Origin of the sequence: Pseudomonas sp. BP8 (assembly GCF_017875955.1) — a bacterium.
Classification (GTDB): domain Bacteria; phylum Pseudomonadota; class Gammaproteobacteria; order Pseudomonadales; family Pseudomonadaceae; genus Aquipseudomonas.
Genome location: NZ_JAGINK010000001.1, coordinates 1,254,385 through 1,276,404, shown reverse-complemented (window position 1 = coordinate 1,276,404; position 22,020 = coordinate 1,254,385). Strand labels below are relative to the sequence as shown.

General features: G+C 60.7%; 20 protein-coding genes and 1 other RNA gene. 12 read left to right on the top strand and 9 right to left on the bottom strand.

The annotated features are described in order from the left end of the window. Positions 1-25: 25 nt before the first annotated feature. From carA to grpE, 5 genes are all read right to left on the bottom strand, one after another. Complete coding sequence (gene carA / locus J3B00_RS05560) at positions 26-1,162, bottom strand: glutamine-hydrolyzing carbamoyl-phosphate synthase small subunit (protein ID WP_209865194.1); 1,137 nt, start codon at positions 1,160-1,162, stop codon at positions 26-28. Positions 1,163-1,409: 247 nt separating this feature from the next. Beyond that, a complete protein-coding gene (gene dapB / locus J3B00_RS05555; protein ID WP_209865191.1) occupies positions 1,410-2,216 on the bottom strand; it encodes a 4-hydroxy-tetrahydrodipicolinate reductase in 807 nt (268 codons plus the stop codon). A 13-nt stretch (positions 2,217-2,229) separates the two neighbouring features. Further along, on the bottom strand, positions 2,230-3,354 hold the full coding sequence (gene dnaJ, locus J3B00_RS05550) for a molecular chaperone DnaJ (RefSeq protein WP_209865188.1): 1,125 nt from the start codon (positions 3,352-3,354) through the stop codon (positions 2,230-2,232). A gap of 198 nt (positions 3,355-3,552) precedes the next feature. Beyond that, positions 3,553-5,481, bottom strand: a complete 1,929-nt coding sequence (gene dnaK / locus J3B00_RS05545; RefSeq protein WP_101322169.1) for a molecular chaperone DnaK — start codon at positions 5,479-5,481, stop codon at positions 3,553-3,555. 100 nt (positions 5,482-5,581) lie between these two features. After that, positions 5,582-6,136 carry a nucleotide exchange factor GrpE gene (gene grpE / locus J3B00_RS05540; RefSeq protein ID WP_209865186.1) on the bottom strand — a complete coding sequence of 185 codons (555 nt, stop codon included), beginning with the start codon at positions 6,134-6,136 and terminating at the stop codon, positions 5,582-5,584. Between the two features lie 192 nt (positions 6,137-6,328). Between grpE and recN the strand changes: the two genes are divergently transcribed. Continuing rightward, positions 6,329-8,002, top strand: coding sequence for a DNA repair protein RecN (gene recN, locus J3B00_RS05535; protein ID WP_209865183.1), 1,674 nt, complete (start codon positions 6,329-6,331; stop codon positions 8,000-8,002). A gap of 238 nt (positions 8,003-8,240) precedes the next feature. Here recN and fur read toward each other — a convergent pair whose 3' ends face one another. After that, positions 8,241-8,645 (bottom strand): ferric iron uptake transcriptional regulator, encoded by a 405-nt coding sequence (fur, locus tag J3B00_RS05530; RefSeq protein WP_209865180.1) that lies wholly within the window; start codon positions 8,643-8,645, stop codon positions 8,241-8,243. Positions 8,646-8,742: 97 nt separating this feature from the next. Here fur and bamE point away from each other — a divergent pair, with 97 nt between their 5' ends. Beyond that, a complete protein-coding gene (gene bamE / locus J3B00_RS05525) occupies positions 8,743-9,282 on the top strand; it encodes an outer membrane protein assembly factor BamE (protein WP_209865177.1) in 540 nt (179 codons plus the stop codon). A gap of 66 nt (positions 9,283-9,348) precedes the next feature. On the opposite strand, the gene J3B00_RS05520 is transcribed toward bamE, so the two are convergent. After that, a complete protein-coding gene (locus J3B00_RS05520; RefSeq protein WP_209865174.1) occupies positions 9,349-9,783 on the bottom strand; it encodes a type II toxin-antitoxin system RatA family toxin in 435 nt (144 codons plus the stop codon). Between the two features lie 163 nt (positions 9,784-9,946). On the opposite strand from J3B00_RS05520, the gene smpB reads away from it, so the two are divergent. Continuing rightward, complete coding sequence (smpB, locus tag J3B00_RS05515) at positions 9,947-10,429, top strand: SsrA-binding protein SmpB (protein ID WP_209865170.1); 483 nt, start codon at positions 9,947-9,949, stop codon at positions 10,427-10,429. A gap of 265 nt (positions 10,430-10,694) precedes the next feature. Here the strand turns inward: smpB and J3B00_RS05510 are convergent, their stop codons facing one another. Then, positions 10,695-11,462, bottom strand: coding sequence for an FCD domain-containing protein (locus J3B00_RS05510; RefSeq protein ID WP_209865167.1), 768 nt, complete (start codon positions 11,460-11,462; stop codon positions 10,695-10,697). Between the two features lie 254 nt (positions 11,463-11,716). Between J3B00_RS05510 and J3B00_RS05505 the strand changes: the two genes are divergently transcribed. From J3B00_RS05505 to J3B00_RS05470, 8 genes are all read left to right on the top strand, one after another. Next, positions 11,717-13,387 (top strand): lactate permease LctP family transporter, encoded by a 1,671-nt coding sequence (locus J3B00_RS05505; RefSeq protein ID WP_209865163.1) that lies wholly within the window; start codon positions 11,717-11,719, stop codon positions 13,385-13,387. A gap of 69 nt (positions 13,388-13,456) precedes the next feature. Then, positions 13,457-14,602 (top strand): FMN-dependent L-lactate dehydrogenase LldD, encoded by a 1,146-nt coding sequence (gene lldD, locus J3B00_RS05500; RefSeq protein ID WP_209865159.1) that lies wholly within the window; start codon positions 13,457-13,459, stop codon positions 14,600-14,602. Between the two features lie 78 nt (positions 14,603-14,680). Continuing rightward, positions 14,681-17,491, top strand: coding sequence for an FAD-binding and (Fe-S)-binding domain-containing protein (locus J3B00_RS05495; protein WP_209865156.1), 2,811 nt, complete (start codon positions 14,681-14,683; stop codon positions 17,489-17,491). Positions 17,492-18,211: 720 nt separating this feature from the next. Next, positions 18,212-18,472, top strand: a complete 261-nt coding sequence (locus J3B00_RS05490; RefSeq protein WP_209865152.1) for a DUF3077 domain-containing protein — start codon at positions 18,212-18,214, stop codon at positions 18,470-18,472. Positions 18,473-18,578: 106 nt separating this feature from the next. Beyond that, the gene (locus J3B00_RS05485; RefSeq protein ID WP_209865149.1) at positions 18,579-18,875 is read left to right on the top strand and encodes a hypothetical protein; all 297 of its coding nucleotides are present in this window, start codon (positions 18,579-18,581) and stop codon (positions 18,873-18,875) included. Positions 18,876-18,976: 101 nt separating this feature from the next. After that, positions 18,977-19,368: a transfer-messenger RNA gene (gene ssrA / locus J3B00_RS05480) on the top strand. Positions 19,369-19,738: 370 nt separating this feature from the next. Beyond that, positions 19,739-20,047, top strand: coding sequence for a DUF1778 domain-containing protein (locus tag J3B00_RS05475; RefSeq protein WP_209865145.1), 309 nt, complete (start codon positions 19,739-19,741; stop codon positions 20,045-20,047). Continuing rightward, positions 20,031-20,582, top strand: coding sequence for a GNAT family N-acetyltransferase (locus J3B00_RS05470; RefSeq protein ID WP_209865141.1), 552 nt, complete (start codon positions 20,031-20,033; stop codon positions 20,580-20,582). Before J3B00_RS05475 ends, J3B00_RS05470 begins: the two co-directional genes overlap by 17 nt. A 123-nt stretch (positions 20,583-20,705) precedes the next feature. On the opposite strand, the gene J3B00_RS05465 is transcribed toward J3B00_RS05470, so the two are convergent. Next, entirely contained in the window at positions 20,706-20,966 is a 261-nt protein-coding gene (locus tag J3B00_RS05465; RefSeq protein WP_209865138.1) for a DUF6429 family protein, read from the bottom strand. 229 nt (positions 20,967-21,195) lie between these two features. On the opposite strand from J3B00_RS05465, the gene J3B00_RS05460 reads away from it, so the two are divergent. Further along, positions 21,196-21,966: an NERD domain-containing protein gene (locus tag J3B00_RS05460; RefSeq protein ID WP_209865135.1), complete on the top strand. Its 771-nt coding sequence runs from the start codon at positions 21,196-21,198 to the stop codon at positions 21,964-21,966. Positions 21,967-22,020 lie beyond the last annotated feature (54 nt).

Below are 22,020 nucleotides of genomic sequence, written 5' to 3'. Positions count from 1 at the left end.
GGTCCGGGGCCTTGATGCAGGATGCTCAGCGGCGCTTGGCCATGGCATCGATGAAACGATCGAACAGTGGCGCGACGTCGGTCGGGCCTGGGCTCGCTTCAGGGTGACCCTGGAAGCTGAACGCGCTCTTGTCGGTGCGCTCGATGCCCTGCAGGGTACCGTCGAACAGCGACTTGTGGATGGCGCGGACATTGCCCGGCAGGGTGGCTTCGTCGACGGCGAAACCGTGGTTCTGGCTGGTGATCATGACCACGCCGGTGTCCAGGTCCTGGACCGGGTGGTTGGCACCGTGGTGACCGTGACCCATTTTCACTGTCTTGGCGCCGGAGGCCAGGGCCAGCAGCTGGTGGCCGAGGCAGATGCCGAAGACCGGAATTTCGGTTTCGAGGACGGCCTTGATCGCCTGGATCGCGTAGTCGCATGGCTCAGGATCGCCAGGACCGTTGGACAGGAACACGCCATCCGGATTGAGCGCAAGCACTTCGCTGGCCGGGGTCTGGGCAGGCACCACGGTCACGCGGCAGCCACGGGCGACCAGCATGCGCAGGATGTTCAGCTTGACGCCGTAGTCGAAGGCGACCACGTGGTACGGCAGCTCGGAGGCCTCCAGAGTCGGGTGGCTGTCGGTTTTCAGCTCCCATACGCTCTCGCGCCACTCGTAGCGCTCTTTGGTCGAGACTTCCTTGGCCAGGTCCATGCCTTTCAGGCCTGGGAAGGCGCGAGCAGCGGCGATGGCGGCTTCTTCGGTAATGTCGTCACCGGCCAGAATGCAGCCGTTCTGAGCGCCTTTTTCACGCAGGATGCGGGTCAGGCGACGGGTGTCGATGCCAGCGATGGCGACGACATTGTGTTCTTTCAGGTAGTCAGACAGCGACTGGGTCTTGCGCCAGTTGCTGGCAACCAGCGGCAGGTCACGGATGACCAGGCCGGCAGACCAGACACGGTTGGACTCGGCGTCGCCCGGGTTGATCCCGGTGTTGCCGATGTGCGGGTAAGTCAGGGTAACGATTTGCTGGGCGTAGGAAGGGTCTGTAAGGATTTCCTGGTAGCCGGTCATAGCGGTGTTGAACACCACCTCACCAACGGTCTGCCCGTCGGCTCCGATGGCTTCACCGCGAAAAATGCTGCCATCGGCAAGGGCGAGTATGGCTGGCTTAGTCAAGAAGACCTCCCGTAAATCAAGCCTGAAAGGGCGATCGCAGGTTGCAAAAAAGCGGAGTGACGTATGGACACGTCACCCCGCTTCATGTGCTGAATATCTCTGCGCGCTTTTAGTGGACACACTAAAGCTGTAGCTTACAGGAATGAGGGTTTTCGGTCTACCGCATATGTGTCTCTAAAACACAGGATTGCGACAGTTTCCCTCAATTCCAGTCGAGCCGTGAAGCAGGCGCTGCTGATCTGGCAAATCAACGCAGGTCGAGCACGTCCTGCATGTCATAAAGACCAGGCGCACGCCCGTCCAGCCACAGCGCGGCACGCACCGCGCCCTTGGCGAAGGTCATGCGGCTGGAGGCCTTGTGAGTGATCTCGACGCGCTCGCCTTCTGCAGCGAACAGCACGGTGTGGTCGCCCACCACGTCACCGGCGCGCACAGTGGCAAAGCCGATGGTCTGGCGATCACGCGCACCGGTCTGGCCTTCGCGGCCATACACGGCCACTTCAGCCAGATCGCGCCCCAACGCCTGAGCCACAACCTCACCCATGCGCAGCGCGGTACCCGACGGCGCATCAACCTTGTGTCGATGGTGGGCCTCGATGATCTCGATATCCACTTCGTCGCCAAGCACCCGCGCAGCGGTATCGAGCAACTTCAGGCAGAGGTTCACACCAACACTGAAGTTGGCCGCAAAGACGATCGGGATTTCTTTGCCCGCCTCGGCCAGCAGCGCTTTCTCTTCTGCCGAAAAGCCGGTGGTGCCGATCACCATGGCCTTGCCTGCCTTACGGCAGAACGCCAGGTTCTTCAGGGTCACCGACGGGTGCGTGAAGTCGATCAGCACGTCGAACTCTTCTGCAACCTTGGCCAGGTCACCAGAGATGGTCACACCGATGCGACCCAGTGCCGCCAACTCGCCCGCATCAGCACCCACCAGGGAGCTGTCGGGCTTGTCGATCGCCGCCGTAAGGCCTGCACTCGGCGCCTGTTGCTGCACAGCTTCGACGAGGGTCTTGCCCATCCGCCCCGCCGCGCCCATTACCGCAATACGTCGCATAGCCTGTTCCTTGTCAGAGATCGCCGAAGAAGCGCTTCACACCCTCGAACCAACCGCTGGCCTTGGGCGAATGGGAGCTGTCACCCTCAAGCGAGTCACGCAGCTCTTCGAGCAGCTCACGCTGACGACGACTGAGGTTGACCGGGGTTTCCACCGCCACGCGGCACAACAGGTCACCAGCGGCACCGCCACGCACAGGGGCGACGCCCTTGCCACGCAGGCGGAACTGCTTGCCGGTCTGGGTGCCATCCGGGATCTTCAGCTTGACCCGACCATCGAGGGTCGGCACTTCCAGCTCACCACCCAGGGCAGCATCGGTGTAGCTGATCGGCACTTCGCAGTACAGGTGCTTGCCGTCGCGCTGGAAGATCGCGTGCTCACGCACGCTGATCACTACGTACAGGTCGCCGGTCGGGCCGCCGTGGGCACCCGCCTCGCCTTCGCCGGACAGGCGAATGCGGTCACCGGTGTCGACGCCAGGCGGCACCTTGACCGACAGAGTCTTGTATTCCTCGATACGGCCTTCGCCGTGGCACGAGCCGCATGGGTCGGTGATGATCTTGCCCTGGCCATGGCAGCGCGGGCAGGTCTGCTGCACCGAGAAGAAGCCTTGCTGCATGCGCACCTGGCCGATACCGCCGCAGGTCGGGCAGGTCGACGGGGTCGAACCCTTCTTCGCACCGCTGCCGTCGCACGGCTGGCAGTTGACCAGGGTCGGCACACGGATATTGACCGTGGTGCCGCGCACGGCTTCTTCCAGGTTCAGCTCAAGGGTGTAGCGCAGGTCGCTGCCGCGCGCCGCGCCGCCACGACCGCCGCCGCGAGCGCCACCGAAGAAGTCACTGAACACATCGCCAAAGATGTCGGAGAAGTTGGCACCACCGAAGCCAGCCCCGCCGCCACCCATGCTTGGGTCGACGCCGGCGTGACCATACTGGTCGAACGCCGCGCGCTTGCTTGCGTCAGACAGCACTTCGTAGGCCTCGTTGGCCTCCTTGAACATGTCTTCCGATTCTTTGTCGCCCGGGTTGCGGTCCGGGTGGTACTTCATCGCCAGACGGCGATAAGCCTTTTTGAGGTCAGCTTCGCTGGCGCCGCGCTCGACACCCAGGACCTCATAATAATCACGCTTGGACATAGGTCATTTGCACCTTGTTGGGCGTCCGGCATCCGCGCCGCGCCGTCAGTACCCGCCTGCAGCACACCGGAGTGGGCAGACAACTACTGTAAAAATTCTCGAATTCCAGATACACCAACGCGGGAGCAAGCCCCCGCGCGGCGACATCCTACCAGTTCAGCGGCATTTGCCGCTGAGCTGGCCGACAACATGCAGGGATCACTGCTTGTTGTTGTCTTTCACTTCCTCGAACTCGGCGTCAACCACGTCATCGTGCTTGGCTTCCGGCTCGGCCTGCTGCTGGGCGCCGCCCTGAGGCTGCTCAGCCGACTGCTCGGCATACATCTTCTGGGCAACTGGCGCGGAGACCTTGGACAGCTCTTCGACCTTGGCGTCGATGGCAGCCTTGTCGTCGCCTTTGACAGCGGCTTCCAGGGCAACGACAGCGGCTTCGATCGCGGTCTTCTCTTCCGCGGTCACCTTGTCACCGGCGTCTGCGACCATCTTGCGGGTCGAGTGAACCAGTGCATCACCCTGGTTACGGGCAGCGGCCAGTTCTTCGAACTTGCGGTCTTCCTCGGCGTTGGCCTCGGCATCACGCACCATGCGCTCGATCTCTTCGTCGGACAGACCGGAGTTGGCCTTGATCACGATCGACTGAGTCTTGCCAGTCGCCTTGTCTTTGGCGCCGACATGCAGGATGCCGTTGGCATCGATGTCGAAGGTCACTTCGATCTGCGGCACGCCACGTGGAGCCGGTGGAATGTCCGCCAGGTCGAACTTGCCCAGCGACTTGTTCTGACCCGCCTGCTTACGCTCACCTTGCAGCACGTGAATGGTCACGGCGTTCTGGTTGTCGTCGGCAGTCGAGAACACCTGCGACTTCTTGGTCGGGATGGTGGTGTTCTTCTCGATCAGCGCAGTCATCACGCCGCCCATGGTTTCGATACCCAGGGTCAGCGGGCTGACGTCCAGCAGCAGTACGTCTTTGACGTCACCGGCCAGTACCGCGCCCTGAATGGCAGCACCCATGGCAACTGCTTCGTCCGGGTTGACGTCTTTACGCGCTTCTTTACCGAAGAAATCGGTAACCAGCTTCTGTACCAGCGGCATACGGGTCTGACCGCCGACCAGGATCACGTCGTTGATCGCGCCAACGTCGATACCGGCGTCTTTCAGCGCGATGCGGCAAGGCTCGATGGTGCGCTGAACCAGGTCTTCTACCAGCGATTCCAGCTTGGCGCGGGAGATCTTCACGTTCAGGTGCTTCGGACCGGTTGCATCTGCAGTGATGTACGGCAGGTTGACGTCGGTCTGCTGGCTCGAGGACAGCTCGATCTTGGCTTTTTCAGCGGCTTCTTTCAGGCGCTGCATGGCCAGCGGGTCACCCTTGAGGTTCATGCCGCTTTCTTTCTTGAACTCGTCGACGAGGTAGTCGATCAGGCGGATGTCGAAGTCTTCACCACCGAGGAAGGTGTCACCGTTGGTGGCCAGTACTTCGAACTGATGCTCGCCATCGACTTCGGCGATTTCGATGACCGAAACGTCGAAAGTACCGCCGCCCAGGTCATACACGATCACGGTGTGATCGCCCTTGGCCTTGTCCATACCGTAGGCCAGTGCGGCTGCGGTTGGTTCGTTGATGATACGTTTTACGTCCAGACCCGCGATGCGACCGGCATCCTTGGTAGCCTGACGCTGGCTGTCGTTGAAGTAGGCCGGAACGGTGATGACCGCTTCGGTGACAGGCTCGCCGAGGTAGTCTTCGGCGGTCTTCTTCATCTTTTTCAGGATCTCGGCGGAGATCTGTGGCGGTGCCATCTTCTGGCCGTTGACTTCGACCCAGGCGTCGTTGTTGTCAGCCTTGACGATCTTGTACGGGACCATCTGAATGTCTTTCTGCACGACTTCTTCGTCGAAGCGGCGACCGATCAGACGCTTTACCGCGTACAGGGTGTTGTGCGGGTTGGTGACCGCCTGGCGCTTGGCCGACTGACCGACCAGGATCTCGCCATCGTTGGCGTAGGCGATGATCGAAGGGGTAGTACGCGCGCCTTCGGCGTTCTCGATAACCTTGACGTTACCGTTTTCCAGGATGGAGACGCACGAGTTGGTGGTCCCCAGGTCGATACCGATGATTTTACCCATGTTAACTCTCCCGAAACTGAATTAGGTGGCAGCGGCTACATTGGCCAACTGCGGTAATATTTGAGTGCTTGACACCTAGATGGGGACGCCCCGGAGGATTTCAAGCCTTCTCGTCGATCGAAGGTTGGGCAACTGCCGGCGCCTTGCTGACCACCACCATGGCGGGGCGCAGCAGACGGCCATTGAGCATGTAGCCCTTCTGGAACACCTTGAGCACGCTGTTCGGCTCTACGTCGGCACTCTCTTGCAGGGCCATGGCCTGGTGATGCTCGGCGTTGAACGGCTCGCCGTGCGGGTCGACTGGCTCGAGGTTGTAGCGCTTGAGGGTGTCGTGGAACATCTTCAGGGTCAGCTCGATGCCTTCACGCATCGGCTTGATCGACTCGTCTTCAGCGCTGGAAAGCTCCAGGCCGCGCTCCAGGCTGTCGATGACTGGCAGCAGGTCGCCGGCGAACTTCTCCAGGGCAAACTTGTGCGCCTTCTCGACGTCTTGCTCGGCGCGACGGCGGATGTTCTGCAGGTCGGCGGCAACGCGCAGGGACTGATCCTTGGCGGCGGCCAGCTGCTCCTCGAGCACCTGAACGCGGGTGCCGAGATCCTCAGAGCCTGCCTGTTCGGTGTTTGGGGTGTTGTCATCCAGCTGTTCGTCAGCCATTGGGTATCTCCTCCGCAATTTCTGGTATGCGAGCTTACTCGCCTTGGTTGTCGGCTATATGGGGTCGGAAAAACCAGGTTCAAGGGGCAAGGCACTTTTCACTTGCCACCAGGCAATCTCCAAACGGGCATTGTCAGCCAGGCAAAAAGCACTGTATAAATATCCAGACATGACCCTTCGGGAGCTGCCCTCATGCTGGTCCACCTGTCCATTCACAACTACGCCATCGTCGAACACCTTGACCTCGAGCTCGCTCGCGGCATGAGCGTGATTACCGGCGAAACTGGCGCCGGCAAGTCGATCATGCTCGACGCCCTCGGCCTCGCCCTGGGCGATCGCGCCGACAGTGGCGTGGTGCGCCCCAGCGCAGACAAGGCAGACATCCTGGCCACCTTTGACCTGGTGGACATTCCCGAGGCCAGCGTCTGGCTCAGCGAGCGCGACCTGGAGCACGAAGGCCCGTGCATCCTGCGCCGGGTGATCACCGCCGAAGGCCGCAGCCGCGGCTATATCAACGGCACGCCCTGCCCGCTCGCCGACCTCAAGGCGCTGGGCGAGTTGCTGATCGACATTCACAGCCAGCACGAGCACCAGTCGCTGCTCAAGACCGACACCCATCGCCGGCTGGTCGACGAATACGCCGGCGCCATTGACCTGTCGCGCCAGGTGCAATTGGCCGCCCAACGCTGGCGGCAAACCCGCCAGGAGCTGGAGCGGCTGTCCAATTCCGGTGATGAACAGCGCGCACGCCAGCAACTGCTCAGCTATCAGCTCGAAGAGCTGGACAACCTCGGCCTGGGCGAAAACGAGCTGGAACAGCTTGAGCAGGAGCACAAGAGCCTGACCAACGCCGAAGCGCTGTTCGGCATCTGCCGCCAGGTGATCGAGCAGTGCAGTGAAAGTGACTCGGGCAATGTGCTCAACGCCCTGACCGTCAGCCTCAACCGCTTGAGCGCGGTGACTGGCGGGCCAAAGGCGCTCGATGAAGCCGCGACGATGATTGCCAGCGCGCAGATCCAGGTCGAGGAAGCGGTGGGAGAACTCAATCGCTTCCTGGATAACTTCGACGCCGACCCGATGCGCCTGCAGGCCCTGGAAGAACGCCTCGACACTATTTATACACTGGCACGCAAGCACCGCGTGCACCCTACCCAGCTGCCGGACCTGCAGCAGCGATTGATGGAAGAGCTCGAAGGGCTCAACGCCAGCGACGAATCGCTCGAGCGCCTTGGCGAGGAGCTGGCGGCATACGCCCAGCACTACCAGGCCAAGGCCACCGAACTTAGCGCCTTGCGCCAGCAGGCGGCCAAGCAGCTGGCAACGGCGGTGGAGCAGGAAGTCCAGCGCCTGGGCATGCCGGGCGGGCGCTTCTGCATCGAGCTGACGCCATTCGAGAGCAGCGAGCTGTCACCGCATGGCCTGGAGCAGATCGAACTGCTGGTCAGTGCCAACCCCGGGCAACCACTCAAGGCGCTGGCCAAGGTCGCCTCGGGCGGCGAGCTGTCGCGTATCAGCCTGGCGATTCAGGTGATCACCGCGCAGACCTCGCGGATTCCTACGCTGGTCTTCGATGAAGTCGATGTAGGGATTGGCGGACCTACCGCCGAGATCGTCGGGCAGTTGCTGCGCCGGCTCGGTGATCGTGGCCAAGTCCTCACAGTGACTCACTTGCCGCAGGTGGCGGCGCAAGGGCATCACCATCTGTTTGTACATAAAGTGCGCAACAGCGAAACCACCCATACTGCAGTGGCTAACCTGGGCAAGCGTGAGCGGGTCGAGGAAGTGGCGCGGATGTTGGGCGGGATCGATCTGACCAAGGAATCGTTGGCGCATGCGCGCAAGATGGTCGTTACCAGTAAGATTTGAGCATCCTTAGTCGGTCAGTGCGGGCCCCTTCGCAGGTGTACGACCGACCCCACAGGGACCGCGCCGCTCAAGAGCCTAGCGCTACCTCCTGTAGGAGTGGCCTTGTGTCGCGAAAGGGCTGCGAAGCAGCCCCGGCAAGCTCAAGCCAGACACCCATTTCGAACCCCCAAAAGCCCCACCCCAGAAAGCACAAAGGCGACCCTAAGGTCGCCTCCGCTTTCAATAACGATCGAAATCGTTACTTCTTCTTACGCACGTACAGGACCAGATTGTGGTCCACCAGCTCGAAGCCATGCTCAGCCACGATCTCTTTCTGACGCTTTTCGATCTCGGCATCGAAGAACTCGATGACTTCGCTGGTTTCCACGTTGACCATATGGTCGTGGTGGCCGCCGTCAGCCAGCTCGAATACCGCGTGGCCGCCGTCGAAGTTGTGACGTACAACCAGACCCGCCGCCTCGAACTGTGTCAGTACGCGGTAGACAGTAGCCAGACCGACGTCTTCGCCAGCTTCCATCAATGCCTTGTAAACATCCTCGGCACTCATGTGACGCTGCTCTGTCGAGTCCAGCATCTGTAGGATTTTGACTCGAGGCAGTGTCACCTTGAGACCAGCTTTGCGCAGTTCGCTATTTTCAACCATGGTCAGCTTTCTCGCCGATGCTGCTTCGCAGCTTCTCTTAATACGGGTATGATCGGGGTTTACGTTGTCCAGCCAAGATAGTGGAAGTCGCCCACCGATGCAAAAGTCCAAGCTCTTGCTAACCAGCCTCACCCTCGTGGGACTGCTCGCACTCGCCGGTTGCTCGTTTCCCGGGGTTTACAAAATCGACATCCAGCAGGGCAATGTCGTCACGCAAGACATGATAGACCAATTACGCCCGGGAATGACCCGACGGCAAGTAAGGTTTATCATGGGCAATCCCCTCATTCAGGATACGTTCAACACCAACCGTTGGGATTATCTCTACAGCCTGCAGCCCGGTGGCGGTAAACGTCAGCAGGAGCGCATGAGCATCTTCTTCAATGAAGGTGATCAGCTGGTCAGCCTGTCTGGCGACTTCATGCCAGGCGTGAGTAAAGACCAGGAGATTCTTGGCGGCAGCGGCGACACCAGTGTCAGCCCGGCGGCACAGCCCGGCGAGCCGACCGAGCCGAGCCAGCCCGCAGAGAAGCCGGCCAAGCCAGGCTCTGTTGAAGAGTCGATCCAGCGCGAGATCGACACCATCGAGACCACCCCGGTCCCGACACCAGCACCGCTGGATACCTCGCCGCAATAAACTGCAGCGACAAGAAAAAGCCCGGACCATGGCCCGGGCTTTTTTGTGCCTGCTGTTTAGCGCTACTCAGCCATTAAGTTGCTTGGCACGCTGGCAGAAGGCATCAACCAGGGTATTGGCCGCCTGATTGAACAGCGGGCCCAAGGTAGCCCGCACGATCGGCCCGGCGTAATCGAACGACAGATCGAGACTGATCTTGCAGGCCTTCTCACCCAATGGCTTGAACACCCATACACCGTGCAACTGGCTGAACGGCCCCTCCACCAGGTTCATCTCGATCGACTGCCCCGGCACCAGCACATTACTTGTAACGAATTGCTGGCTCATGCCGCCCTTGGCCACTTCCAGCTTGGCCCGCATGTGCCTGTCACTGCTTTCGATCACGGTCGAGGCCGAGCACCACGGCAAGAACTGCGGATAGCTGGCCACATCGTTGACCAGATCGTAGAGCGCCTGGGCAGGGTACGGCAGCAGGGCGGAGCGTTGAATATGGGTAGTCATCCAGGCGTCACTTCCAAGGCTGGGCGGCGACGCTTCACAGCGCACCGAAAAACAGGTTCTGTGCAATGCACAGCGCCTGCATTGTCCGGGATTCAATCGGCAGGCTCAAGCACACCGAAATCCCGTAGCCGACGACGCCACGACTGCCTATAATGCGGCCCCTATGGCTAAGCAAAAGAAACATCCGACCGGGACCATCGCGCAAAACAAGAAGGCGCGACACGATTACTTCATCGAACACAAGTTCGAGGCCGGGCTGGTCCTGTCCGGTTGGGAAGTAAAGAGCCTGCGGGCCGGCAAGGCACACCTGACGGACAGCTACGTGCTGCTCAAAGACGGTGAAGCCTGGCTGTTCGGCAGCCATATTGCCCCGCTGACCGCCGCCAGCACCCACGTCATCGCCGACCCTATCCGCACCCGCAAGCTGCTGCTGAACAAGCGCGAGCTTGAGCGTGTAGAGGCCGCCGTGTCGCAGAAGGGTTATACCTGCGTGGCGTTGGCGTTGTACTGGAGCAAGCACCTGATCAAGTGCGAGATCGCGCTTGGCAAGGGCAAGAAGGAGTTCGACAAGCGCGACACCCAGCGCGAACGCGACTCCAACCGCGAGATCCAGCGCGCCGTGCGTAACAAGGGCAAGGAAGACTGACTTCCGCCTGCTGGCACTGCCTGGTTGCAGGTTCGGGCTCAACCCCGCTCTCACAGAGCTCACGCTAACTCATTGATTTAGTGGAACCCTGTAGGAGCGGGCTTGCCCCGCGAAACCGGCAGAGCCGGTGCCATGCACCACAGTGGATGAGCTGGCCTCTTCGCGGGGCGAGCCCGCTCCTACAGGTTGAGCGCAACCGTTTGAGTCCGGCGAAAACGCTGGGGGAACGGTTTACTCGCGAAGGCCGCGGGGCAACTTTCAGTTCCTAGCGCCCGTTGCGCCGCTCCGCCCGCGCCACGCGCTGGGCCTCTTGCTGCGCCTCTTCGAGCACCTCCTGCACATACAAAATGTGCCGGCTCGACACCTCCCGCGCTTCCTCCGCCCTGCCCTCGACAATCGCCTGGTACAGCTCACGGTGCTGCCCGATCAGCATGTCGCGCGTCTCCGTACGCTGCTGATACATCCCACCAATGTTGGTCACCACGTTACGCTTGAGCAAATCGAACAGGCCACGAATGGTATGCAGCAACACCGCATTGTGGCTGGCCTCGGCAATCGCCAGGTGGAAGCGCGCATCCGCCGCGCCTTCCTCCACCCGGCTCACCTCATCCTTGCGCGCATAACAATCCTGCAACGCATCAAACGCCGCCTTGAGCCGCTCGCGGTCCGGCTCAGTGGCACGCTGCGCCGCGTAATAAGCGCATGAAGCCTCCAACGTATGGCGAAACTCGAGCAAGTCACGCTGCGCTTCCGGGCTGTGCTCAAGCAACTGCAGCAGCGGATCGCTGAACGTCGCACCCAGCGACGCCGCGACATAGTTGCCGCCACCCTGGCGACTCACCAGCAGCCCCTTGGCCACCAGCTTCTGGATCGCTTCGCGCAGCGATGGCCGCGACACGCCGAATTGCTCGGCAAGGGCGCGCTCGGCCGGCAGCCGCTGACCCGATGTCAGTGTGCCCTCGAGAATCATCCCTTCCAGCCGCTCGACAATGTCGTCGGACAGGCGCCGTTGGCGGACCTGATCAAAAACCATCACATGCTCTCCACAAACCCCGCACCGAATTCGGGGGCGCCTATTCTGGCCTATCCAGGCCGTTCCGACACGCATCAGTTGGCGATTTTGCCCCGCCATCACCCGCCCACTCATCGGCATCCGACCAAAGTTTGCCCCGAGACAAATTGACACGGGCGCAGCCGCGCTTTTAACCTAGCGTCCAGACATTGTAAATTGGTCTTACCAATTATCCAATGCCAGTGCTGACCAACAACAATTAGGGGCCACCCCATATGCAAACCTGGCAACAACTCTATACCCCCCTGGGAAGTCTTGGCCTGTCCGCAATGGCGGCGGTCATCCCGATCGTATTCTTCTTCCTGGCCCTCGCCGTGTTTCGCCTCAAAGGCCACGTGGCGGGCAGCATCACCCTGGGCCTGTCGATCCTGGTGGCGATCTTTGCCTTCAACATGCCGGTGGACATGGCCCTGGCCGCTGCCGGCTATGGCTTCCTCTACGGCCTGTGGCCGATCGCCTGGATCATCGTTGCCGCGGTGTTCCTCTACAAACTCACGGTCAAGAGCGGCCAGTTCGAAGTGATCCGCAGCTCGGTGCTGTCGATCACCGACGACCAACGCCTGCAAGTGCTGCTGATCGGCTTCTGCTTCGGCGCCTTCCTCGAAGGTGCAGCAGGCTTCGGCGCCCCCGTGGCGATCACCGCCGCACTGCTGGTCGGCCTGGGCTTCAACCCACTGTACGCCGCCGGCCTGTGCCTGATTGCCAACACCGCACCGGTGGCCTTCGGCGCCCTCGGCATCCCGATCATTGTCGCTGGCCAGGTAACCGGCATCGACGCCTTCCACATTGGCGCCATGACCGGCCGCCAGCTGCCACTGCTGTCGCTGTTCGTGCCGTTCTGGCTGGTGTTCATGATGGACGGCCTGCGCGGCGTCAAAGAAACCTGGCCCGCCGCCTTGGTCGCCGGCCTGAGCTTCGCCGTCACCCAGTACTTCACCTCGAACTTCATCGGCCCCGAGCTGCCGGACATCACCTCGGCCCTGGCCAGCCTGATCTCGCTGACCCTGTTCCTCAAAGTCTGGCAGCCAAAACGCTCGTTCGCCGCCGCCCAAGGCAGTGTCGGCGCCGCCGTGGTGCAATCCAGCGGCAGCCAGCCATCGCCCTACAGCTTCGGGGAAATCTTCAAGGCCTGGTCGCCGTTCCTGATCCTCACCGTGCTGGTGACGATCTGGACCCTGAAGCCGTTCAAGGCCGCGTTCGCCCCAGGCGGCGCGCTGTACAACCTGGTGTTCAACTTCGCCATCCCGCACCTTGATCAACTGGTGATCAAGACCGCACCAATCGTTGCCGCTCCAACCGCCATGCCTGCGGTGTTCAAGCTCGACCCGATTTCGGCCACCGGCACGGCGATCTTCCTCTCCGCGCTGATCTCCATGGCCGTGCTCAAGATCAACTTCAAAACTGGTCTTACCACTTTGAAGGAAGTCTTCTGGGAGCTGCGCTGGCCAATCCTGTCGATCGGCATGGTGCTGGCTTTCGCCTTCGTTACCAACTACTCGGGCATGTCTTCGACCATGGCCCTGGTACTCGCCGGCACCGGCGCCGCGTTCCCGTTCTTCTCGCCGTTCCTCGGCTGGCTGGGCGTATTCCTGACCGGCTCCGACACCTCGTCGAACGCCCTGTTCAGCTCGCTGCAGGCGACCACCGCGCACCAGATCGGGGTCAGCGACACCCTCCTGGTGGCGGCCAACACCAGCGGCGGCGTGACCGGCAAGATGATCTCGCCGCAATCGATCGCCGTCGCCTGCGCCGCTACCGGCCTGGTCGGCAAGGAGTCGGACCTGTTCCGCTTCACCGTCAAGCACAGCCTGTTCTTCGCCACCATCGTCGGCCTGATCACACTGGTCCAGGCCTACTGGCTCACCGGCATGCTGGTTCACCACTAAAGTGACAGGGGCCGGGTCCGCTACGGCGCGCCCGGCAGCCGCCCCTCTCCACCTTTACAGCGAGAATCCATGATCATTTCCGCCTCCACCGACTATCGCGCCGCGGCCCAGCGCAAGCTGCCGCCCTTCCTGTTCCACTACGCCGACGGTGGCGCCTACGCCGAGCACACCCTGCGCCACAACGTCGAAGACCTGGCCAGCATCGCCCTGCGTCAGCGCGTGCTGAAGAACATGTCCGAGTTGAGTTTGCAGACCCAACTGTTTGGCGAAACCCTGAGCATGCCTGTGGCCCTCGCCCCCGTTGGTCTCACCGGCATGTACGCCCGCCGCGGCGAAGTGCAGGCCGCCCGCGCCGCTGCCGCGCACGGCATTCCCTTCACCATGTCTACGGTGTCGGTGTGCCCGATCGAAGAAGTCGCCCCGGCCATCAACCGGCCGATGTGGTTCCAGCTTTATGTATTGAAAGACCGCGGCTTCATGCGCAATGCGCTGGAGCGGGCCAAGGCCGCCGGAGTCAAGACCCTGGTGTTCACCGTCGACATGCCGGTACCCGGCGCGCGCTACCGCGATGCCCACTCCGGCATGAGCGGCGCCAACGGCCCAATGCGCCGCATGCTGCAAGCCATGACCCGCCCGCAGTGGGCGTGGGACGTCGGCGTGATGGGCCGCCCGCATGACCTGGGCAACATCTCCACCTACCGTGGCAACCCGACCGGCCTGGCCGACTACATCGGCTGGCTGGGCAACAACTTCGACCCGTCGATCTCCTGGAAAGACCTTGAGTGGATCCGCGAATTCTGGGACGGCCCGATGATCATCAAGGGCATCCTCGACCCGGAAGACGCCCGCGACGCGGTCAAATTCGGCGCCGACGGCATCGTCGTCTCCAACCACGGCGGCCGCCAGCTCGACGGCGTGTTGTCCAGTGCCCGCGCATTGCCAGCCATCGCCGACGCGGTCAAGGGCGAGATCAAGATCCTCGCCGACTCAGGCATCCGCAGCGGCCTCGACGTGGTGCGCATGATCGCCCTCGGCGCCGACAGCGTGCTGATCGGCCGCGCCTTCCTCTGGGCCCTCGCCACACATGGCCAGGCCGGGGTGAAGAACCTGCTCGAACTGTTCGAAAAGGAAATGCGCGTGGCCATGGTGCTGACCGGCGCCAAGTCGATCAGCGAGATCAGCCGCGATTCGCTGGTCCGCGAACTGGGCGCCTGAACGCGCCCGCCCGACACACCCGCCTGATTGCCCGGGGCACGGCGCACAGCAGATGCGCCGGCCCCGCGAGGAGACTGCATGAGCCTGCCCGCCACCTTTGTTAGCGACGCCGCGCGCCTGATCCCGGCCGAACGCCGCTTCTACGACCCGACCTCGACCCTGGCCTTTGGCACCGACGCCAGCTTTTATCGGCTGATCCCCAAGCTGGTGGTGCGCGTCGAGTCCGAGGATGAAGTGGTCGGCCTGCTGCACCTGGCCCAGCGCGATCGCGTCGCGGTGACCTTCCGCGCCGCCGGCACCAGCCTCTCTGGCCAGGCCATCAGCGACTCGGTGCTGATCGTGCTGGGCGATAACTGGAACGGCAAAGAGATCCGCGGCCAAGGCGAACAGATTCGCCTGCAGCCCGGTGTAATCGGCGCCCAAGCCAACGCCTGGCTCGCCCCGTTCGGGCGCAAGATCGGCCCCGACCCGGCCTCGATCAACGCCTGCAAGATCGGCGGCATCGTCGCCAACAACGCCAGCGGCATGTGCTGCGGCACCGCCCAGAACACTTACCACACCCTCGCCGGCCTGCGCTTGGTGCTGGCTGACGGCACCCGCCTGGACAGTGAAGACCCGGCCAGCGTCGCCGCCTTCGAACAGAGCCACGCCGGCCTGCTCAACGAGCTCGCCCGGCTAGGCCGCGAGACCCGCGCCAACACCGAACTGGCCGCGAAAATCCGCCACAAGTACCGCCTGAAGAACACCACCGGCCTATCGCTCAATGCGCTGGTGGACTACGACCAGCCGCTGGATATCCTGCAGCACTTGCTGGTCGGTTCCGAAGGCACGCTGGGCTTTATCAGCGCGGTCACCTACGACACCGTGCTCGACCACCCGCACAAGGCCTCGGCGCTGATCGTCTTCCCTGACGTGGAAAGCTGCTGCAAGGCGGTCACCGTGCTCAAGCAGCAGCCGGTGTCGGCGGTCGAACTGCTCGACCGGCGCAGCATGCGCTCGGTGCAGGACAAACCCGGCATGCCGCTGTGGGTCAAGGCACTGTCGGACAACGCCTGCGCCCTGCTGATCGAATCACGCGCCGCCAGCCAGAGCCTGCTGCATGAGCAACTCACGCTGATCATGGCCTCGATCGCCCACTTCCCGCTGGAGCAGAAGGTCGACTTCAGCGAAGACCCGGCGGTGTACAACTTGCTATGGAAAATTCGCAAGGACACTTTCCCTGCTGTCGGCGCGGTACGTCAGACCGGTACTACGGTCATCATCGAAGACGTCACCTTCCCCGTCGAGCAACTGGCCGAGGGCGTCAACCGGCTGATTCAGCTGTTCGACAAGCACCGCTACGACGAAGCAATCATTTTCGGCCACGCACTGGAAGGCAATCTGCACTTCGTCTTCACCCAAGGCTTCAACAGCGCCAGCGAAGTCGCCCGTTACCAGGCGTTCATGGACGACGTCGCCCAGTTGGTCGCAGTCGAGTTTGGCGGCTCGCTCAAGGCCGAGCACGGCACCGGCCGCAACATGGCGCCCTTCGTCGAGCTGGAGTGGGGCCATGATGCCTACCAATTGATGTGGCAACTCAAGCGCCTGCTCGACCCCAACGGCATCCTCAACCCTGACGTGGTGCTGAGCGAAGACCCGGCCATCCACCTCAAGCACCTCAAGCCGCTGCCGGCTGCCGACGAGATCGTCGACAAGTGCATCGAGTGCGGCTTCTGCGAACCGGTCTGCCCGTCCAAAGGGCTGACCCTCAGCCCACGTCAGCGCATCGTCATGTGGCGGGATATCCAGGCGAAAAAGCGTGCTGGCGAAGACGTTCGCGAGCTGCTGCGCACCTATCAATACCAGGGCATCGACACCTGCGCTGCGACCGGCCTGTGTGCCCAGCGCTGCCCGGTCGGGATCAACACCGGCGAGCTGGTGAAGAAGTTGCGCGGCCAGTCGGCCGAGCATGCCAAGACCGCCGACTGGCTGGCCGAACATTTCCGCACCGCCCTGCGTGGCGCCCGCTTTACCCTGGCCGCCGCCAACGGCGCGCGCAAGCTGCTCGGTGCGCCACGTTTAGCGCAGATCAGCGCGTCGGTGAGCAAACTCAGCAACGGTCGCGTCCCCCAGTGGACCTCAGCCATGCCGCAGCCCTTGCGCGCCATCGACTTCGGTCCGGCGAGCAACGACGCCCGGCCGCGGGTGGTCTACCTGGCGGCGTGCGTATCGCGGGTGATGGGGCCGGCGTATGCCGATCGTGAGCAGAGCTCATTGCTCGACAAGACCCGCGCGCTACTGGAGAAGGCCGGTTATCAGGTGGTATTTCCGGAAAATTCCGACAGCCTTTGTTGCGGTCAGCCGTTTGCGTCCAAGGGCTATGCCGAACAGGCCGAGCACAAACGCCAGGAGCTGATCGCCGCACTGCTGCATGCGAGCCGCGGTGGGCTTGACCCGATCTACTGCGACACCAGCCCGTGCACCTTGCGTCTGGTGCAGGACCTGGGCGAGACCCGGCTCGACCTGTATGACCCTGTGCGGTTTATCCGCACTCATCTGGTCGACCGCCTGGAGTTCACCCCCCAGGAGGCGCCGGTGGCAGTGCATGTGACCTGCAGTACGCAGCACTTGGGCGAGAGCCAGGCGCTGATTGACCTGGCGCGGCGTTGCAGTAAGCAAGTGGTGATCCCCGAGGGGATTCATTGCTGTGGGTTTGCCGGGGACAAGGGGTTTACTACGCCGGAGTTGAACGCGCACTCGCTGCGCAGCTTGAAGGATGCGGTGCAGTATTGCAGCGAAGGGATTTCGACTAGCCGGACTTGCGAGATTGGCTTGTCGAGCCACAGCGGCATCGACTATCACGGGTTGGTTTACCTGGTGGATCGGGTGACCCGGGCGCGGAGTATTTGAGATCACGCTGCGAAGCCCGTAACGTGCTCAGTGCGGACACCGCAGTGTATGGCACCGGCTTGGCCGGTGTTCGCGGGTCAAGCCCGCTCCTACAGGTTCTCTACCAGCCGAAAGATTGACGCAAAACCTGTAGGAGCTGGCTTGCCCTGCGAATCGAGGGCAAAGCCCTCGCCTACGGTCTCACCACCCCCGCCGATGCCAGCCTCTCCAAGGATCGCCCCACAGGCTCTCCACCCACCCAAAGGTTGACCCAAAACCTGTAGGAGCTGGCTTGCCCTGCGAAACGAGGGCAAAGCCCTCGCCTACGGTCTCCCGGCGTAGGATATTTCCGAATCTGGAACCAAATGCTTCAGCTCCAACGTGCTTGGGAATTATCCTACGACCGCTGCAGCCGTTTCACTGTTGTTCAGCAAGTGCAGCAGGGGCTAATTTCCTGGGGTCGTCGATGTCCGGCGACGGGGTGTGAGAGCCCGACCTAGTGGTAGCCAATATGGCAGCTGTGCGCGGGCAGGATTCGTCCTGGCCGGGTACCTAGGTCCGGTCTCTCACACCGCGAACAGCTGCCACCCTCAATTCTGTGAGAGGAATTCTGATAGCAGCTCCTGACCGCCCTAGGAGTTACATCATGAAGAAAATTGTTCCCGACCCACCCCGCTCCGCCCGCGCCCTGATCGAGCACGCCCTCACCGGCCTCTACAACGCCGAGCAAGGAGCACCCGCATGAGCCAAGCCCCCAACAACTGGACCACAGCAGGTCTCGAAACCTGCCTAGACCTCTACCGCATCCAGCCCGGCGTCCCCGCCGAACGCGCTCACGAAGAAATCTCCGTCCTCCTCGGCCTGGTCCGCTACCTCACCTACGAAGCCGAAATGGAAGGCGACCGCCTGCTCCTGTGCGCAGCACGCTACTTCAGCGCCTTCGCCAAAGCCATCGCGGACGACATCGAAAACGGCAAGACCGAACCGACGCCGCCACACTGAAGTGCCACCCATGTCAGCAGGCCAGCACTCCGATTGAACCCTCGCTCAAGCGGCGCAGTCCACCTAACAGGCCCACCTTCCAGAGGCCTTCCAGAAGGAGACACCCATGAAAGGTACTGCGCTCTCAGCCCTGTTCGCGGCCGCTACCCTGCTGGCCTCGCCGGTGTTTGCAGCCGATGATCTCTGCGCCATGAACCTGCAGAAGATCGACGACCAGATGACCACGGCCGGCACGACCTCAGAAGGCCTCGACAAGACCATCACCGACCATGTCGACAAAGCCAAGGCCGCCCAAGCGTCGGGCGACACCGAAGAATGCATCGCCATTACCAGCAAGGTGCTGGAACGTCTCGAGAAGACTGAAAAAGGCAGCGGCAGCTCCGGCGGTAGCGGCGGCGCGTGAGCCTGAATCACGGGCGACAGGACAGGCTGTCGACGTCGCCCGCGTAAAGGCGTATACTCCGCCTTGCGTGCTGAAAAGCGCGTTCAGCTAGAGCTGAGTGTGGGGCCGATTAGGATTCGACGCCGGTCGCGAAACTCTAGGTGCATGCCGAGTTGGTAACAGAACTCGTAAATCCACTGTTGCAACTTTCTATAGTTGCCAATGACGAAAACTACGAGGGTTACGCTCTCGCTGCGTAAGCAGCTGAGCCCGCTCTCCTGGTAGCTTCGGCTCCAGCAATCACTAGGGGATGCCTGTAAACCCGAAGTGATTGTCATACAGAACAGGATCGTCGTGTAGCACGTTGTGGGCAAAGCGACTAAAACTTACACAACTCGTCCAAAGCACCCTGCCACTCGGGCGGCTGCGGATTAACTCAGTAGAGACGGCTAAGCATGTAGTACCGACAGCGGAGTACTGGCGGACGGGGGTTCAAATCCCCCCGGCTCCACCAAATCCTCAGAAGAAGACGCCCCAGGGCGTCTTTTTTTGTGCCTGGAATCTGGAGTTCAGTAAGCCGGCCACAGATCCTAGCGCGCGTTGCACCAGCCGTCCGTACATCAACCGTACGACCTTGACGCCTACGACCGACCCGTCTATTGTACGTACGAGCCAAGCTCGAACGACATCCAGTGAAAATCAAACAGTAATTAATCGATACAGATACTGGTTGAAAATCAGATTGAAACTGACGTTAAACAGCTAGAAAACCGTAAGGAAGCAAGATGATAGACCTAACCAAATCCAATGTACGCAAGCGATATTGGCATGCGGAATGACCTCAAGGAATAAGACACCATCCAGTTCCAATAGCAGGTGACCAAATGCCAACACCCGTTGAAAACTTGAACGCAGCAAAAACTGCGCGCCTTGATCTCAAGACGACTGAGTTCGCCAAAGAGTTCATCCGCAAAGCGGCAACCATTTCAGGTCTCGACATGACGTCTTTCATCATGGCTTCCGCTTTCAAAGAAGCCGAAGCAGTCATGGAAAACTACAACCGCCTGAAGCTCTCGGAGAAAGCATTCTCTCGGCTACACGAAATTCTTCGCGAGGGAGATGAAGAAGCAACTCCACCCCCAGCGCTGGTTAAACTCATGAGGAGTAAAAATACACGTGCAAGAGATCGGTAATTACGAAATAGATAGCAACCTGCGCGCGCATTATTCCTCCTATATATTCCCCAAGACCTTCAGCTGCGGAGAAGCGTTCCTCGACGAATACTTCAAGAGCAAACTAAAGCGGGCCTTGAAGAGCGAGAACGTCACTGGCATTGGCGCGATAAACGATAAAGGAGAGCTGATTGCTATATGCACACTGACCTTTCTTATTTTGGATAAAGCGCGGGTTCAGAATTATCTGGAACACGGATATCAACCCCCTCAGGTTCCGGCGGTCAAGCTGAGCATGCTTGCTGTTGACGTGTCTTATCAACGACAAGGCATTGGCGGAGAGCTGCTGATGATCGCTTTCGATCAGGCTATCACTGTACACATGACCATACCTATTAAAGGGATGTATCTTGATGCAGCACCCAAAGCGATCAAATTCTACCAGTCGCTCGGTTTTGAGACTTTGGACAAGGCGGGTGTTGATGGGACTACGCCGATGTTCATCACGATTAGGACGATGATCGCGGCCGCCTCTGCTGGCGTAGCTGATAGCTGACCGACTTTTTCTGTTAAATAAGGGCGTTGATAGCGCTAAGTTATCTCCGCGACACATAGCGCCCTCCGCCCTCTATACAGCCTTATCCCTGAAGCTAAACGACATATACGCATACACCGTATATCAAGTATCAGAATTAGATACATCAATGGTCTCATTGCTCCCTCCAAACAAGCGCTCAGCCACCTGCCGCCCTCGCTTTAGGCCTTCCTCCGTCAACCAAATCGATTTATTCCTATTTACCGGATCGCTGATAAGCCCTTGTTCATGCAATCGATTCATCACCTCGAAGTCGAAACCCTTCCAGGCATTGCCATGCTCAGAGCTGAATGCTGCCAAGAGGGCCAGCGCTGCATCTTCAATAAGTTTGTCGTCGTATTCCATGATTGTAGCTCCACTCATATTTGGCAGGCGCCAGAAAACAGGTGTGCTATCAAGGATACCAAGACGTCAGTAAGGGGCCAATGAATACGCCTTGCACAGATCAAGCAAGAACCGCCTGCTTCTTTTCTGAAAATCACTAAATATCAATGCCTTAGCATTCGCTTCAACGTGCCCTCACGGCAAATTTCGGTAAAATCCTCGGCACAATGGACTGCTGAAAGGTTGAAAAATGGACTTCACCGCTATCATCTCCAAGAACTGGGACACCCTGAGCTGGTTTATCCCGCTCGTCATCTTGCTTTTTGCACTCAAGAATCCAGGAGTAAAGGGCTATCTGGGCGAGCTGCTCGTACGCTACTTCGCTTGGCTGCACCTGGACGAGCGAACCTATCGCCGCCTGCACAACATCACCCTGGACACACTCGACGGCACCACCCAGATCGACCACGCTTTCCTCTCGGTGTACGGCATTTTCGTGCTGGAAACGAAAAACATGAGCGGTTGGATCTTCGGCAGCGAAAAGCAAGCGCAGTGGACGCAGAAACTCTACAAGCGCACCTTCAAATTCCAGAACCCGCTGCGGCAGAACTACAAACACCTCAAAGCACTGGAAATGAGCTTGGGCGTAAGCGCCGAGTATTTGCATTCAGTGATCACCTTCGTCGGTGACAGCACACTCAAAACGCAAATGCCCGCCAACGTTACCCAAGGCAGCAAATTCATTCGCTACATCAAGTCATTTCAGCAGCCAGTTTTCAGCGAGTCAGAAGTCGACGCGATGCTGCTAGCCCTGCAAACCAACCGCCGCGCGCCCACCCTCGCCACGCAGCGTGAGCATGTACAAAACCTCAAGCGCCGCAGCGATCCGACAGCCGAGAGGCAATGCCCGAAATGTGGCAGTTCGCTGCTGATTCGGACGTTCAAGTCAGGTGCCAAGGCGGGGCAGCAGTTTTGGGGGTGTTCGGCATTTCCCAAATGCCGAACGATGCAGAACTTCTAAGACGCGGAAAGGATTGCGTGCGCGGTGATGCAGTCGTTGCGCACGAAGCGATCA

What these genes read in the sequence shown, in the direction of transcription:
- J3B00_RS05485 (WP_209865149.1), top strand. Translation starts at nt 18,579, where the DNA reads ATGAAAGGTACTGCGCTCTCAGCCCTGTTCGCGGCCGCTACCCTGCTG.
- dapB (WP_209865191.1), bottom strand. Translation starts at nt 2,216, where the DNA reads ATGCGACGTATTGCGGTAATGGGCGCGGCGGGGCGGATGGGCAAGACC.
- J3B00_RS05460 (WP_209865135.1), top strand. Translation starts at nt 21,196, where the DNA reads ATGGACTTCACCGCTATCATCTCCAAGAACTGGGACACCCTGAGCTGG.
- J3B00_RS05490 (WP_209865152.1), top strand. Translation starts at nt 18,212, where the DNA reads ATGAGCCAAGCCCCCAACAACTGGACCACAGCAGGTCTCGAAACCTGC.
- dnaK (WP_101322169.1), bottom strand. Translation starts at nt 5,481, where the DNA reads ATGGGTAAAATCATCGGTATCGACCTGGGGACCACCAACTCGTGCGTC.
- bamE (WP_209865177.1), top strand. Translation starts at nt 8,743, where the DNA reads ATGCAAAAGTCCAAGCTCTTGCTAACCAGCCTCACCCTCGTGGGACTG.
- smpB (WP_209865170.1), top strand. Translation starts at nt 9,947, where the DNA reads ATGGCTAAGCAAAAGAAACATCCGACCGGGACCATCGCGCAAAACAAG.
- fur (WP_209865180.1), bottom strand. Translation starts at nt 8,645, where the DNA reads ATGGTTGAAAATAGCGAACTGCGCAAAGCTGGTCTCAAGGTGACACTG.
- J3B00_RS05505 (WP_209865163.1), top strand. Translation starts at nt 11,717, where the DNA reads ATGCAAACCTGGCAACAACTCTATACCCCCCTGGGAAGTCTTGGCCTG.
- lldD (WP_209865159.1), top strand. Translation starts at nt 13,457, where the DNA reads ATGATCATTTCCGCCTCCACCGACTATCGCGCCGCGGCCCAGCGCAAG.
- J3B00_RS05510 (WP_209865167.1), bottom strand. Translation starts at nt 11,462, where the DNA reads ATGGTTTTTGATCAGGTCCGCCAACGGCGCCTGTCCGACGACATTGTC.
- grpE (WP_209865186.1), bottom strand. Translation starts at nt 6,136, where the DNA reads ATGGCTGACGAACAGCTGGATGACAACACCCCAAACACCGAACAGGCA.
- J3B00_RS05475 (WP_209865145.1), top strand. Translation starts at nt 19,739, where the DNA reads ATGCCAACACCCGTTGAAAACTTGAACGCAGCAAAAACTGCGCGCCTT.
- J3B00_RS05520 (WP_209865174.1), bottom strand. Translation starts at nt 9,783, where the DNA reads ATGACTACCCATATTCAACGCTCCGCCCTGCTGCCGTACCCTGCCCAG.
- recN (WP_209865183.1), top strand. Translation starts at nt 6,329, where the DNA reads ATGCTGGTCCACCTGTCCATTCACAACTACGCCATCGTCGAACACCTT.
- dnaJ (WP_209865188.1), bottom strand. Translation starts at nt 3,354, where the DNA reads ATGTCCAAGCGTGATTATTATGAGGTCCTGGGTGTCGAGCGCGGCGCC.
- J3B00_RS05495 (WP_209865156.1), top strand. Translation starts at nt 14,681, where the DNA reads ATGAGCCTGCCCGCCACCTTTGTTAGCGACGCCGCGCGCCTGATCCCG.
- J3B00_RS05465 (WP_209865138.1), bottom strand. Translation starts at nt 20,966, where the DNA reads ATGGAATACGACGACAAACTTATTGAAGATGCAGCGCTGGCCCTCTTG.